The 13,804-nt window shown below is 71.1% G+C and carries 12 protein-coding genes and 3 pseudogenes; 5 read left to right on the top strand and 10 right to left on the bottom strand.

Annotated elements, in window-relative coordinates; translation table 11 throughout:
• The first annotated feature begins 60 nt into the window (after positions 1 to 60).
• Positions 61 to 1,605 (top strand): histidine ammonia-lyase, encoded by a 1,545-nt coding sequence (hutH, locus tag GR130_RS34510; protein WP_159508342.1) that lies wholly within the window; start codon positions 61 to 63, stop codon positions 1,603 to 1,605.
• A gap of 164 nt (positions 1,606 to 1,769) precedes the next feature.
• Here the strand turns inward: hutH and GR130_RS34505 are convergent, their stop codons facing one another.
• Positions 1,770 to 2,195 carry a hypothetical protein gene (locus GR130_RS34505; protein WP_159508341.1) on the bottom strand — a complete coding sequence of 142 codons (426 nt, stop codon included), beginning with the start codon at positions 2,193 to 2,195 and terminating at the stop codon, positions 1,770 to 1,772.
• 109 nt (positions 2,196 to 2,304) lie between these two features.
• On the opposite strand from GR130_RS34505, the gene GR130_RS34500 reads away from it, so the two are divergent.
• From GR130_RS34500 to GR130_RS34490, 3 genes are all read left to right on the top strand, one after another.
• Entirely contained in the window at positions 2,305 to 2,643 is a 339-nt protein-coding gene (locus GR130_RS34500; RefSeq protein ID WP_236573793.1) for a hypothetical protein, read from the top strand.
• Positions 2,644 to 3,038: 395 nt separating this feature from the next.
• The gene (locus GR130_RS34495) at positions 3,039 to 4,295 is read left to right on the top strand and encodes a L,D-transpeptidase (RefSeq protein WP_159508340.1); all 1,257 of its coding nucleotides are present in this window, start codon (positions 3,039 to 3,041) and stop codon (positions 4,293 to 4,295) included.
• 334 nt (positions 4,296 to 4,629) lie between these two features.
• Positions 4,630 to 5,958 carry a DUF2786 domain-containing protein gene (locus tag GR130_RS34490; RefSeq protein WP_236573792.1) on the top strand — a complete coding sequence of 443 codons (1,329 nt, stop codon included), beginning with the start codon at positions 4,630 to 4,632 and terminating at the stop codon, positions 5,956 to 5,958.
• Positions 5,959 to 6,106: 148 nt separating this feature from the next.
• On the opposite strand, the gene GR130_RS34485 is transcribed toward GR130_RS34490, so the two are convergent.
• From GR130_RS34485 to GR130_RS34470, 4 genes are all read right to left on the bottom strand, one after another.
• Entirely contained in the window at positions 6,107 to 6,925 is an 819-nt protein-coding gene (locus tag GR130_RS34485) for an ABC transporter permease (protein ID WP_159508339.1), read from the bottom strand.
• Positions 6,922 to 7,920, bottom strand: a complete 999-nt coding sequence (locus GR130_RS34480; protein ID WP_159508338.1) for an ATP-binding cassette domain-containing protein — start codon at positions 7,918 to 7,920, stop codon at positions 6,922 to 6,924. Before GR130_RS34480 ends, GR130_RS34485 begins: the two co-directional genes overlap by 4 nt.
• A gap of 491 nt (positions 7,921 to 8,411) precedes the next feature.
• Complete coding sequence (locus GR130_RS34475; RefSeq protein WP_159508337.1) at positions 8,412 to 9,257, bottom strand: DUF4097 family beta strand repeat-containing protein; 846 nt, start codon at positions 9,255 to 9,257, stop codon at positions 8,412 to 8,414.
• A gap of 199 nt (positions 9,258 to 9,456) precedes the next feature.
• Positions 9,457 to 9,975: a toxin-antitoxin system HicB family antitoxin gene (locus GR130_RS34470; RefSeq protein WP_159508336.1), complete on the bottom strand. Its 519-nt coding sequence runs from the start codon at positions 9,973 to 9,975 to the stop codon at positions 9,457 to 9,459.
• Positions 9,976 to 10,432: 457 nt separating this feature from the next.
• Between GR130_RS34470 and GR130_RS34465 the strand changes: the two genes are divergently transcribed.
• On the top strand, positions 10,433 to 11,086 hold the full coding sequence (locus GR130_RS34465; RefSeq protein ID WP_159508335.1) for a maleylpyruvate isomerase N-terminal domain-containing protein: 654 nt from the start codon (positions 10,433 to 10,435) through the stop codon (positions 11,084 to 11,086).
• 268 nt (positions 11,087 to 11,354) lie between these two features.
• Here the strand turns inward: GR130_RS34465 and GR130_RS34460 are convergent, their stop codons facing one another.
• The 5 genes and pseudogenes from GR130_RS34460 to GR130_RS34440 form a co-directional block, all read right to left on the bottom strand.
• A complete protein-coding gene (locus GR130_RS34460) occupies positions 11,355 to 11,627 on the bottom strand; it encodes a hypothetical protein (protein WP_159508334.1) in 273 nt (90 codons plus the stop codon).
• Complete coding sequence (locus tag GR130_RS34455; protein WP_159510397.1) at positions 11,624 to 11,977, bottom strand: DUF6247 family protein; 354 nt, start codon at positions 11,975 to 11,977, stop codon at positions 11,624 to 11,626. The genes GR130_RS34460 and GR130_RS34455 overlap by 4 nt, the downstream gene beginning before the upstream one ends.
• Positions 11,978 to 12,133: 156 nt before the next feature.
• A pseudogene (locus tag GR130_RS34450) lies at positions 12,134 to 12,277 on the bottom strand (peptide-methionine (S)-S-oxide reductase MsrA); the annotation flags it as partial.
• 256 nt (positions 12,278 to 12,533) lie between these two features.
• Positions 12,534 to 12,866: pseudogene (cutA, locus tag GR130_RS34445) on the bottom strand (divalent-cation tolerance protein CutA).
• A gap of 208 nt (positions 12,867 to 13,074) precedes the next feature.
• A pseudogene (locus GR130_RS34440) lies at positions 13,075 to 13,496 on the bottom strand (DUF3052 domain-containing protein).
• Positions 13,497 to 13,804: the final 308 nt, after the last annotated feature.

Raw genomic sequence — 13,804 nt, 5'->3', positions numbered from 1 at the left:
AGGGGTGATCCGGAAATCGGGTGGTGACATCCAGCGATTCAGTCTCTAGGGTGCCTGAATATGGATATGCACACTGTGGTGCTGGGGACGTCCGGCACCACCGCACAGGACGTCATCGCGGTGGCCCGCGGCGCGGCCCGGATCGAGCTGTCCGAGGAGGCCCGCACGGCCGTCGCCGCCTCCCGCGCCTTCATCGACGAGCTCGCCGCCAAACCGGACCCGGTCTACGGCGTCTCCACCGGCTTCGGCGCGCTCGCCGTACGCCACATCAGCCCCGAGCTGCGCGCCCAGCTCCAGCGCAACATCGTGCGCTCGCACGCGGCCGGCATGGGCCCGCGGGTGGAGCGCGAGGTGGTCCGCGCCCTGATGTTCCTGCGGCTGAAGACCCTGGCCTCCGGGCACACCGGCGTCCGCCCGCTGGTCGTCGAGACCATGGCCGCCCTCCTGAACGCCGGCATCACCCCGGTCGTGCACGAGTACGGCTCCCTCGGCTGCTCCGGCGACCTCGCGCCGCTCTCGCACTGCGCGCTGACGCTGATGGGCGAGGGCGAGGCGGAGGGCCCCGACGGCGTCGTACGGCCCTCCGGCGAGCTGCTCGCGGAGCACGGCATCGCCCCCGTCGAGCTGCGCGAGAAGGAGGGGCTGGCCCTCCTCAACGGCACCGACGGCATGCTCGGCATGCTGGTGATGGCCTGCGCCGACCTCGCCCGGCTGTTCACCTCCGCGGACGTCACCGCGGCCCTCTCCCTGGAGGCGCTGCTCGGCACGGACAAGGTCCTCGCCCCCGAGCTGCACGCCATCCGGCCGCACCCCGGCCAGGCCGCCTCGGCCGCCAACATGCTGAAGGTGCTGGCCGGATCCGGCTTCACCGGCCACCACCAGGACGACGCCCCGCGCGTTCAGGACGCGTACTCGATCCGCTGCGCCCCGCAGGTCGCCGGCGCCGGCCGGGACACCCTCGACCACGCCCGCCTGGTCGCCGACCGCGAGCTGGCCGCCGCCGTCGACAACCCGGTCGTGCTGCCCGACGGCCGCGTCGAGTCCAACGGGAACTTCCACGGCGCACCGGTCGCCTACGTCCTGGACTTCCTGGCCGTCGCCGCCGCCGACCTGGGCTCGATCGCGGAGCGCCGCACCGACCGGCTGCTGGACAAGAACCGCTCGCACGGGCTGCCCGCCTTCCTGGCCGGGGACCCCGGCGTGGACTCGGGCCTGATGATCGCCCAGTACACCCAGGCCGCGCTGGTCAGCGAGCTGAAGAGGCTGGCCGCGCCGGCGTCGGTGGACTCCATCCCGTCCTCCGCGATGCAGGAGGACCATGTCTCGATGGGCTGGTCGGCGGCCCGCAAGCTGCGGACCGCGGTCGACAACCTGACCCGGGTCCTCGCCGTCGAGCTCTACGCGGCGACCCGCGCCATCGAGATGCGCCAGGGCCTGACCCCGGCGCCGGCCACCCGCGCCGTCGTGGACGCCATACGCGCCGCGGGCGTCCAGGGGCCGGGCGAGGACCGCTTCCTGGCGCCGGACCTGGAGGCCGCGTACGCCTTCGTCCGGGACGGGAAGCTGGTGGACGCCGCCGAGTCGGTGACCGGGCCGCTGGTGTGACGCTCCGTCAGGAGTGCGGTCCGGCAGGCGGTCCGGCGGGATGACGCGCCGGACCGCGGCCGGACGGACCGCGGCCGGACGGACCGCGGCCGGACGGACCGCGGCCGGACGGACCGCGGCCGGACGGGCCGCCGTCGGCGGGTCGTCCGGGTCCGCGCGCGGGCTCAGACGGCTTCGTCGCGGGTGCGGCGTACCGAGTAGCTGACCAGCGCGGCGCCGAGCGCCAGGCAGGCGGCGCCGCCGATCACGTACGGCGTGGTGTCCGGGCTGCCGGTGTCGGCGAGGCGGTGCCCCCGGCCGCCGTCGGGCGCGGTGCCGCCGGGGTGCGTGGTGGTGGAGTGGCTCTCGGCGCTCTGCCGGTCCCGTGCGGCGCCGCCCGGGTGGCCGGCCCGGCCGTCCGCGGCACCCGATCGGCCGGGTGTCCCGGAGAGTTCCGCCCGGCCGGCACGGGCCGGTGCGGAGGCCGTCCGCAGACCGGAATGTGTCGCTCCGTCATCTCCCACGATCGCGTTGGCGGACGGCACGAACCACAGGGCGAGCAGCACCGATCCCGCGGCAGCGGCGGTCAGTAGTGGTCGTCGTGCGGTCACGAAAGCTATCCCCCTTGTGGGTTCGGCGAATTGGCCGTTGACCGCAGATGTTAGTGACCGCCGCGGGTCGCGGGGAAGTCGGGACCCGTACGTGCTTACGCTCCGTGCTATGAGCAATGGTGAGACATCACGTTTTGTGCGGCTTCACGTCGAACTGGTCATGGAGATCACCGACGCCGACCAGCTGACCGGCGCCGCTCTCGACCACATCAACGCCGACCCGACGCTCCCGGAAGAAGAGCGCCGGCAGTCCGAGGAAACGGTGAGAGACGATCCGGCGGAGGCGCTGGCCCACCTCGTCGATCCCTTCGACCTGGTCACCAGAGTGCCCGGTACCGAACTCGCGCAGGCTTCCTGGAGCAGCGAGGAGATGACCGACTACGACCCCGACGCCGAGTGGGACGCGGCGGAGTGGGATCTGGCCGACGACGCGGACGGGGAGGGCTGACCGGGCGACCGCCGCCCCCGTCCCCGCCCCGCCGGCCGGCGGCGCACCCACCGCCCGGCGACCACGCGACGACCACCCCGCGGCCCCCGTACGGCACCCCGCCGTACGGGGGCCGATGACGTGATGGGCGGAGCGTCGTTATACGCCGTCGGGGACTGTGACGCCGGCCATGGTCGGACGGCGGGGGGTGTGGCACGATCTGGAGCAATTCCCGAATATTGGCCTTTTTGCCGCATTGAGTGGCCTTCCCCACATTCCTCCGAGGGGCGGAACGGGTGAATCGGAAAAGGCGTTCACAGGGAGTCGGCCGGAATGCCTGCGTCCAGATATGCCTGCGTTCAGTTGGCGGCTCGCTCGGGGATTTTTCGCAATCTGTAGCAATGGAGAAGCGTGTGATGACGGACAGCAAGCGCCGCAAGGGCCTGATAGCCAGTGCCGCGCTGCTCGGGGGCGTACTCACGGTCGCCGCGGGTGGTACCAGCAGCGCCGCCGACCACAGTGACGCCGCGAACGCCGGCCACCACGAGAGCACCCAGCAGGTGGACGACGCGGCCTCCCAGGCGGCCTCGCAGGCGAACATCGACATCGTGCCGGGGGACGGCGCGACCGACGTCGGCACCGGCGGCACCAAGGTGACGGTCAGTGGCGGCAAGCTCACCGACGTGACCATGGCCACGGTGAACGGCGGCCGGACGGTCGCCGGCACCCTGTCCGCCGACGGCACCTCCTGGCGGCCCCAGCAGGCGCTGGCCCACTCGACCGCGTACAAGATCACCGCACAGGCCGTGGACTCCAAGGGCCGCAAGGCCGTGGCGAACTCGACCTTCAGCACCGGGTCCCCGGCGAACATGTTCATCGGGCACTTCACGCCGGAGGACGGATCGACCGTCGGCGTCGGCATGCCGGTGTCGATCAACTTCGACAAGCCGATCAGGAACCGCGCGGCCGTCCAGTCCGCGATCAGCGTGGTGTCGAGCAGCAACCAGCAGGTCGTCGGCCACTGGTTCGGCGACAAGCGGCTGGACTTCCGCCCGAAGGACTACTGGAAGCCGAACTCGCACGTCACCATGAAGCTCGGCCTCAACGGCGTCGCGGCGTCCCCCGGCGTCCACGGCGTCCAGAACAAGACCGTCGACTTCACCGTCGGCCACTCGCAGGTCAGCACCGTCGACACCAAGACGCACATGATGACCGTGGTGCGCGACGGCAAGGTGCTCAGGACCGTCCCGATCTCGTCCGGCGACAAGGACCACCCGACCTACAACGGCCAGATGGTCATCTCCGAGAAGTACCAGCAGACCCGGATGAACGGCGCGACCGTCGGCCTCACCAAGAAGGACGGCAAGGGCGAGTACGACATCCCCGACGTCCCGCACGCCATGCGGCTGTCGAACTCCGGCACCTTCATCCACGGCAACTACTGGGGCAAGGGTGTCTTCGGCAAGGTCAACACCAGCCACGGCTGCATCGGCCTCCAGGACGTCCAGGGCGCCAAGGACCAGTCGACCGACGGCGCGTGGTTCTTCAACAACTCGCAGCTCGGCGACGTCGTCAAGGTGATCAACTCCCCGGACCGGACCATCCAGCCGGACAACGGGCTCAACGGATGGAACATGTCCTGGACCCAGTGGGTCGCGGGCAGCGCCGTCTGACCGCCCCCCCCCCCGGCGGGGTGACCGGACCTGAACGACGCCCGGCGTCGCCGTGATCGCGGCGCGCCGGGCGTCGTGCTGTACGTACCGCACGGGGCGGCGAGCGGTGTGCGGCCGGCGGCGCCGACCTCCAGGTGCGGAAGGCCGCCTCGCACGCCCTGGCGCGTACCGATCCGGGCGTGGCCCGCGGCCATCTCCCGCTGCTGGTCGAGGCGTTGGGCGACGACGGCATCGGCGTCTGACGGGACACCGCCTGGGTGGCGGACGAGGCGGTCCGCGCGGCGCTGACGGAGGCCCTGGCGGCAGCCACCCGGGCCCTCCGTACAGTGACCGGGTGAGCGAGCACGCAAGAGGCAGCCGGCGCGACGGCCGGGGCACCCGCGCCACCCCGCCCGCCGACGCGGCCGCCGAACTGGTCGGCGGCGTCCTGGGCCGGGTCCGCTACGCGGCGGACGGGGCGGCGGCCGAGGACGCCATGGAGGCTGGAGCCTCGGTGCTGGCCGCCGCGGCGCCCGGATGGGAGGCCGTGAGCGGGGCCCTGCTGGCCGCCGCGGCGGACGCCGTACGGCGGTGCTGGGTGGGCGGCTGGCAGCCCGCGGACCTGGAGCGGATGGTCCGGCGGGACGCCCCTGACGCCACACTGGCGGCGCTGGCCGTCGACGCCGTCGCCGCCGAGGAGGCCCGCCGTCCCGCGGCCGGCGCACCCCACGACCCCCGCTGGCAGGCCCAGCTGGACCGCCTCGGCGCGCGCGTCTGGTGGGACGCCGACCGCGGCTACCTCGACGCGCTGGCCGCCCGCCGGCGCACCTCCCGCTTCGAGACCGCGTACGACGTGCTGGCCGTGCTGCGGCTGATCGCGCGGCTGCCCCGTATCACCCCGCTCCCGCCGCCGCCCCACCCCTCCGCCGCGTCCGCGGCGGGCGCCCACGGAGGGAGCGCCGCCGCCTCCCGCGCGCTGGGCCGGATCCGCGGCCTGCTGGCCAAGGCCGAGGCCACCACCTTCGCGGAGGAGGCCGAGGCGCTGTCCGCCAAGGCCCAGGAACTGATGGCCCGTCACAGCATCGACGAGGCCCTGCTCGCCGGCGCCGGCGACCCCCGGGGAGCCGGGACCGCCGACGGCCCCGCGGCGATCCGCATCGGCATCGAAGGACCCTACGAACAGGCCAAGGCCCTGCTCCTCGACGCCGTCGCGGCGGCCAACCGCTGCCAGGCCGTCTGGGCCTCCGACGTCGGCTTCTCCACCGTCATCGGCTTCCCGCCCGACCTGGAGGCCGCCGAACTCCTCTACACCTCACTGCTCCTCCAGGCCACCTCCGCCATGAACCGCGCGGGCGACGACCACCACGCCCGCGGCCGCTCCCGGCGTACCCGCGACTTCCGCCAGACCTTCCTCGTCGCCTACGCGGACCGCATCCGCACCCGGCTCGCCGCGGCCACGGAAGCCGCCACCGCCGCCGCGTCCGCCGAGTCCCCGGCGCCGGACCGCCTCCTCCCGGCCCTCGCCGCCCGCGCCCTCGCCGTCGACGAGACCGCCGGCGCCCTCTTCCCGGACACCGCCCCGGTCCGCCTGCGCGGGGTGCGCGACGCGGCCGGCTGGCACCAGGGCACCGCCGCGGCGGACCGGGCCCGCCTGGGCCGCACCCCGCCGGACGGGGAGTCCTAGGGCCTGTCCGACGGGTCCTGGCCGGGGCCGCGGCGCTTCCCCGGCTGCCGCTGGGAGGTGCCCCCAGGCACGGCACTTCCCCAGCTCACGTGAAGGGGCGGCTCCCGGGGATTCCGGGAGCCGCCCCTTGCCATCGCCCTCGTCGTGGTCAGCGCGTGACCTCGCGGTTGAACACGGCGCGCGACCAGAGGTAGCCGACCAGGCTGAGGCCCGTGCACCAGGCCAGCGCGATCCAGCCCTGGTTGCCGATCGGGGTGCCGAGCAGCAGGCCGCGCAGGGTCTCGTTGATCGGCGTGAAGGGCTGGTACTCGGCGAACCAGCGCAGGCCGGTCGGCATGGAGTCCGGGGTGACGACCGCGCTGCCGAGAAAGGGCAGGAAGGTCAGCGGCAGCGGGGCGTTGGACGCGGACTCGACGGTCCTGGCGCCCATGCCCATCGCGGCGGAGAGCCAGCCCAGACCGAAGGCCAGGAAGACCAGCAGGCCGAACGCGGCGATCCAGTCGGCGGGTGCGGCAACGGGCCGGAAGCCGATCGCGAGGGAGACGCCCATGACCAGGACGACGACCGCGGTGACCTGGATGACGCTGCCGAGGACATGGCCGGTGAGCACGGAGCCGCGTGAGATCGACATCGTACGGAAGCGGTTGATGATGCCCTCCGTCATGTCGGTGCAGACGGACACGGCGGTCGCGACGGCCCCGGAGGTCGCGGACATCAGGATGATGCCGGGGACCACGTAGTTGACGTAGGCACCGCGGTCGGCGCCCGCCCCGATGCCGGTGCCGAGCGCCCCGCCGAAGACGTACACGAACAGCAGCAGCATCAGGATCGGCATCGTGACGATCGAGATCGTCATCGACGGGTAGCGCCGCATGTGAGTGAGGTTGCGGCGCAGCATCGTCATGGCGTCGCGCAGGGCGTACGAGCGGGTGGGGGTGGCCGGTGCGGTGGCGGTCGCGGCACTCATCGGGCCGACTCCTTCTGCGAGTTGGGGAGAGCGGGGGCGTTCTGCTGGCCGGTGAGGGTGAGGAAGACGTCGTCGAGGTCGGGGGTGTGCACGGTGAGCGACTCGGCCTGCGCGCCGGTGCTGTCGAGGGCGTCGAGGACGGCACGGAGATGGGTGAGGGTGCCGTCGCCGGGGATCCGCAGGCTGAGCGACTCGTCGTCGCGGGCGGCCACGCCGAAGACGCCGGCCGCCGTGGCGAGATGGGCCTCGTCGGAGAACCGGAGGCGGACATGGCCGCCCGGTATCCGGCGCTTCAGTTCGTCGGAGGTGCCTTCGGCGACCAGCCTGCCGTGGTCCAGCACGGCGATGCGGTCGGCGAGTTGGTCGGCCTCCTCCAGGTACTGCGTGGTGAGGAAGACGGTCACGCCCTGATCCGTCACCAGGTCCCGGATGAGTTCCCACATGACGCGGCGGCTGCGCGGGTCGAGGCCGGTGGTCGGCTCGTCGAGGAAGATGATCCGCGGCCGGCCGACCAGGGTCATCGCCAGGTCGAGCTTGCGGCGCATACCGCCGGAGAACGTGGCGACGTTCTTGCGGGCCGCCTCGGCCAACTCGAACCGCTCCAGGAGCTCGGCGGCGCGACGGCGGCCCTCGCGCTTGCCCAGGTGGTGCAGGTCGGCCATGAGGAACAGGTTCTCCTCGGCGGTCAACAGCCCGTCGACGGCGGCGAACTGACCGGTGACGCCGATCAGGCGGCGCACCGAGCCGGCGTCGGCGGCCACGTCGATGCCCGCGATCCGGGCCTGGCCCGAGTCGGCGGTGATCAGCGTGGAGAGGATCTCCACGGTGGTGGTCTTGCCGGCGCCGTTGGGCCCGAGCAGGGCGAAGATCGTGCCCTCGGGGATCCGCAGATCGATGCCGTCGAGCACCACCTTGTCGCCGTACGACTTGCGCAGGCCGCTCGCGGAGATCGCGGCCGCTCGCGCGGTGGTGGACACCTGGGTCGCGGTGTTCATGGTGGGCGGGCCTTTCTTCAGGGAGTCCGGGGGACTGGCGAACCCGGAGGACGGGGACGGAAGCGGCCGAAGGGCCGTGGCGCAGGAACGGAGCAGGAATGGAGCAGGAATGGCGCATGCCTGGTGCGTGTCTGGCGAGTGCCTGGCGAATGTCTGACGCAATCCACGGGATGTCGTGTCGCGCCGTGCTCGCGTCACCATGATGGCACATCAATGGCGCCATTGCGAGCCGGAATGGCACCATTCTTCGTTCGGGAGTCGTGCCACCGTGTCTGACCTGCAGGGATCTACATCCGGATGTGCGCCTGGACGCACATCCAGACGTGCATCCAGACGTACGTCACATGCAAACGCCCCCGTACCGGCCTGGGGCCAGTGCGGGGGCGCCATAGTGGTGCCACTCGGTGGGGATGACGGGCTTCTCGCCCTCGACATCCACCGCCTCGGCGGGGAGTGCTCCTGGGGTGGGTCGGTTAACGGGGTTTCGGGTCTCAGGGTCGGGCGCGGCGGATGTCGATGTTGCCGTAGCGGGTGCGGGCGTGGACCTTGACGGTGTCCTCGGTCTCCGGCGGGGCTTCGGAGGCGGCGAGGGTGTTGCGCACCTGTCCGTGGCTGGAGCTGACGTCGAGCCAGGCGGCGGTGCCTTCGTGGATGCCGATGTCGATGGCGCCGTAGGAGGTCTCCAACTGGATGGTGCCGCGGGTGACTTCGGTGACGCGCAGGGTGCCGTGGGCGGTGGTGGCGGTGACCGAGCTTTCGGCGCGGGTGATGTCGATGTCGCCGTTGGCGCCGCTGACCCGCAGGTCACCGATGGCTGCGCCGACGGTGGTGGAGCCGTGCGAGTTCTTCAGGACGGCGGGGCCGTTGACGGTGCCGACGCGCAGGCTGCCGGAGCTGGTGGTGATCTCGGCCATGCCCTCGATGCGGTCGACGGCGATCGAGCCGTGGGAGACGGTCAGTTGCACCGGCCCGGTGGTGTCGAGGCGGACGTCGCCGGTGGAGGTCTTGACGCGGACCTCGCCGAGCCGGCCCTCGCCCAGGACCTGGGTCCAGGAGCCGGTGGTGTCGATGTGCGAGCCGGTGGGCAGTTCGACGGTCACGTCGACGGTGCCGGTGCGGCCGACGAAGTAGCGCTGCTTGGGCGTCCTGACGCTCAGGGCGCCGCTCGCGTAGGTGACTTCGGTCTGGTCGGCGGCTCGTACGTCCGACTCGCGCTTGGGGTCGCGGGGTCGTACCTCGACGACCGTGTCGAGGCGGTCGCCGGCGGCGAACCGGATGGAGCCGGCGGTCACGTGCGCGGTGGCGGAAATCGCTTCGGGAGTGTCGAAAGAAGGCATGGCTCTACTGTCCTCATAAGTCCTTGGACGTCCCCCGTGGGACGTGGAGTGGCCGTCCCTGTGGGACGCGGTGTGGGCGCAGCGGAGCGGGCACGGGCGGCGGGTACGGACGATGGGTGCGGGTGCGGGTGCGGGTGCGGGTGCGGGTGCGGGTGCGGGTGCGGGTGCGATGCGGGCACTGGCGCTGGCGCTGGCGCGGTCAGCGCACCCAGCCCGTGAAGCCCTGTCCGGTGGTGCGGGCCTGCTCCGTCGTACGCGGCCGCGTGCCGCCGCCGACCGCGGCCGACACCGCCCGCACCAGCCACGCGTTGACCGACAGGCCCTCGCGACTCGCGGCCTCCTCCGCACGCGCCTTGAGGTGGGCCGGCAACCGCAGATTGACCCGAGCGGTGCCACCCTCATCGCCATCGGCGGGCGCCGGCCCCCCGACCGCCTCGACGGGCACGACCGGCTCCACGGAGGCGCCACCACCGACCGGCGGCGGCGTCACCACGAAGTCGGGATCCAGCCCCCGCAGCCGCACGTCGACCGAGCCCGGCGCCAGCTCGCGAGTGATCTCGTCCATCGCGGCGGAGAGCACATTGAGCATCGTCAGACGGGTCGCCGACTCCAAAGGAGCAGTGAGCCGCTCGGCCAGCTCGCGAGCATCTTCCCCGCCGGCCTCGGCGGCCACCGCCAGTTCCCGCCGCAGAGTGTCGACATACGGAGTGAGGTCCATGACGTCATGATGGCACCATTATGGCGCCATGGGCAAGTCTGGGCACCGGCCTGTGCGGGGCCGACTTGCGTGCGGCCACCCTGAGCTGGCAAAAGCGAAGAGGTCAAAGAGGCCAACCAGAGTCAATACGGCACCATGCAGGCCCACTTGCCCCTCGGAGCGCGGAATGACACGGACACCGGGCGCGATCGCGGTACGTGGCTCCGAGAACAACTCTCCGTGAGACGCCGCGCTTTACCGCAGCCGAGTGGTCCGTGTTCCACAGTGGCATCACGGCCGGCGAGTTCGAGAGCCGGGCGCCGAGGAGAAACGTCGACGGGCCCGGCTCCGGGCTGTCGCCGCCGAACCCGTCGAACGGGGCCCTCAATCGGTCATGGCCGCCGACTCCCGCATGTCGCGGGCAGGGGCGCGAAGTAGCGTGAAGTCAGCCGTCGGCACGCCCTTGTAGGCTTCCCGCATGCCACAGTCCGTAGAACCGCAGCCACTGGTGAGCGGGAGTCACGTGCGGCAAGCCGTGGCCCACTGTGTCGAGGCCCTCACCGGCCTCCCCGCGGCCCATTGGAATGGACGGGCCGGCTGCCTGGAGTGGACATGCCGGGAGACTCTGGAGCACCTCGCGGATGACTTGTTCACCTACGCACTGCGGTTTGGTCTCGCGCAGCCGATGGACGTGCCACGCGTGCCCCTACGCGTCTCTCGTGATCGGCCCCAGGGTCCGGCCAACGTCATCTTCGGCGACGAAGAGGCAGGACCCGAGGGACTCCTGACCGTCGTGAAGGCGTGCGGCGGACTGCTGGCAATCGCCGTCGACGCCGCACCTCCCACCGTCCTGGCGCCGCACGTCTTCGGCGCATCCGACCCGGAGGGGTTCGCGGCGATGGGCGTCGTCGAAACCCTCGTCCATACCCACGACATCGCTCAGGGCCTGCAGTGCGCGTGGGAGCCTCCGCAGGACCTGAGCGAGCGAGTTCTCCTGCGGCTGTTCCCTGACGTTCCCATCACCGGTACTCCGTGGTCGACCCTGCTGTGGGCTACCGGACGCATCGAGATGCCTGACATCCCCCGCCGGACGAACTGGCGTTGGCATGGCGCACCGCGTGGCGGCAGCTGACTCTCACCACAGCGGAAGACGCCGAAGAGCCGTAGCACGACGCTCAGGGCTGCGCCCGACATACCGACGCCCGCCGGCGCGAGCGCTACCGCGTCGCCGGGCGTCGGTACGGATCGGCATCAGCCGACCGTGTACCCAACCAGGTACGGGACCAGCCGCTATGAGATCAGCCCTCGGCGGGAGCCACGCCGACCGGGCAGGACACGCCGGTCCCGCCGATGCCCTCGTGCCAGGCAGCCCCTGGCACGAGAGATGTTCGGTGTGATGGCTACAGAGCGTTGAACGGTGGCACGATACGGACGATGATGATCAGCGGGTCGCGCGGAGCCACCAGGAAGTAGAACCAGCCGCCAGCGGCGTCCATGCGACGCAGTCCGCCCGGTCGGGGACCGTTGCCGAAGTCGCTGACGTCGATGCCCGTACTTGCCAGGTCGACGAGTTGGCCGGCCAGACGTTCCACTTCCGCCACCACGTGAACGGGGATGCCGTCCGATACATGGCGGTGGTCGGGATCGTACTCCCAGCGCCAGCCAGCGCTCACCGGGTCGGGAGGCCGACGGCGGCGTGGGCTTCGTCCAGGATCCTGCCGATCTCGGAGGCGGCCTGCCGTGCCTGAGCCGCGTCGCCCGACGCGGCGGTGTCCTCCCACCGGCGGAGGTCCGCTGCAGCGTCGGGCCGACGCTGGATGTGGACATAGACGGCCCACTGGGCGATGAACCGCTGGAGCGGTGCCAGGTCGGAGCCCTGCCGGGACTGGTCGGCCGCTTGGTCCAACTCGCGGGTGAACGCCGGCAGCGCTGCGGGCGCGATCTGACTGATGGCCTGCCGCAGCGCGGCAACCGTGGCAGGGGGCTGGGGAATGAGTGGCTGCCCAGCGGCGGAGGTGGTCATGGCTGCTCCCATGGGCGCGATTCTGGTCCCGTGCGTCAGCGTATCGGGCGTGAGTGCTCTCCCTCCGCTCGAACGAGTGAGGGAGAGGCAATACGGCTACCAGCGCCCGTCCCGGCTTGGCGGGCGTGGTGGAGACCGACCGGCGCCTGGAGCGTTCTACTGCTCCGTGACTTCCGGGGCGGGCGCGATCCCCGTGGGGCAGGACCGACCCCAGTTCGTCTCCGACGGGGCACTCAGCTTGACGCCCGTCCCGCCGATGCCGCAGTACCCGGCGGGGTTCTTGTCCAGGTACTGCTGGTGCAAGAAGTGCTTGCCAAGTTCGATGACGCTCACGCCCGCGACAAGGCTCTCTACCTGTCGTGGCTAGGCGATTCCTATCTTGCCGCCGGAGAGGTCGAGCAGGCCGCAACCCTCACCAGCCGCGTCCTGGACCTCTCCGCCGGAGTGGCATCGGTACGCCCACGCGAGCGCGTTGCCCCCGTTCTGCGGCAGCTGGCGTTGCACAGGGATCTGCCGCAGGTAGCCGAGGCTCTGGAAAGGGCCAGGGGGTGACTTCTCAGACCGCTTGATCGGGTCCAGTGGTCTTGGCCACCCAGCTCAGATACGTGTCGGAACCTTGGGTGATCGGCACGGCCGAGATCTCAGGGTTCGTCCAAGGGTGGTGTTCCAGCAAATGTGCCTCAAGGTCGGCGTAGCGGTCGGCACGCGTCTTGAACAGCAGTTGCCATTCCTCCCCGGTCCCGAACTCCCCTTGATGTCAGAACACCGAGACCACCGGCCCGATGATCTGTGCCCCCGCCGCGAGCCGGGCCGCCACCACCGACCGCGCGAGCTTCTCCGCTGCCTCGCGGTCCTCTGTCGCCGTTGACACCTGCACGAAGTCCGTCATACCGCCGAGCCTAACCACGGCCGCCGCTCTTTAAGCGGTCCGCTCCAACACCCACGAGCCCGACCAACAGCTGTGCTGCCGTGCCGAAGGTTGACCGATCTCACTGAAGGTTGATAACCCGTCGTTAGTCTCAGCAGAGATTAACCGCGCGTGCCCGCCGCCGCGTTTAGGTGGCGCGAGGGCGGGTCGGGCCGGTGGGCCTGGATGGTTACCGCTTGCCGCTCTTGAGGCGGGTGCCAGACCAGTCCTTGGCGACGCTGACGGCCTTGGCTGGGGAGAGACCCGCGGTCTGTGCGGCGTCATTGATGTCGCTGGGTTCGACGTATCCGTCTCGGCCGTTCTTCGGGGTGAGGAGCCAGATCGTGCCGCCGTCTTCAAGCAGTCCGATCGGGTCGACCAAGGCGTCGGTGGGGTCGCCGTCATCGTCGCGGAACCACAGGAGTACGACATCGGCGACTCGTCGTAGTCCTCGTCGACCAGGTCCTGGCCGATCAGCGACTCGATGCCCTCGCGGAGGTCCAGGTCGACGTCATCGTCGTAGCCGATCTCCTGGACGACCTGACCAGGCTCGAAGCCCAGCCTCCCCGCAGGGTTGGTCCGCTCTTCCGCACGGTCCGCCGTAGCGCTCATCACTGCCTCCTGCGTCACGGGGACGCGCCTGCCGCGCCCCTTCCTGTAGCCAACCAGACACGCAGCGTGGTTGTGAGTGATCCACTCGGATCAGGGGCTGTCCAGAAGAGGTATGCCGCGAGCGAGGTCAAGCTTCAGTGAGATCGGTCAATCTTCGCCGAGACGGGGCAACAGCCAAGGGCATTGCACGGCGTTGGGCCCCTGTCCCGTCTCCAGCGATCTGGTCCGCGACTCAGGTGATCTGGTCCGACCCGTTTCTGGTCTCAGGTGATGTAGTTCGCCGACGTGTTTGAGAGGTGTTGTCTTAC

This window comes from Streptomyces sp. GS7 (assembly GCF_009834125.1).
Classification (GTDB): domain Bacteria; phylum Actinomycetota; class Actinomycetes; order Streptomycetales; family Streptomycetaceae; genus Streptomyces.
This window is presented reverse-complemented; position numbering and strand designations above follow the sequence as displayed.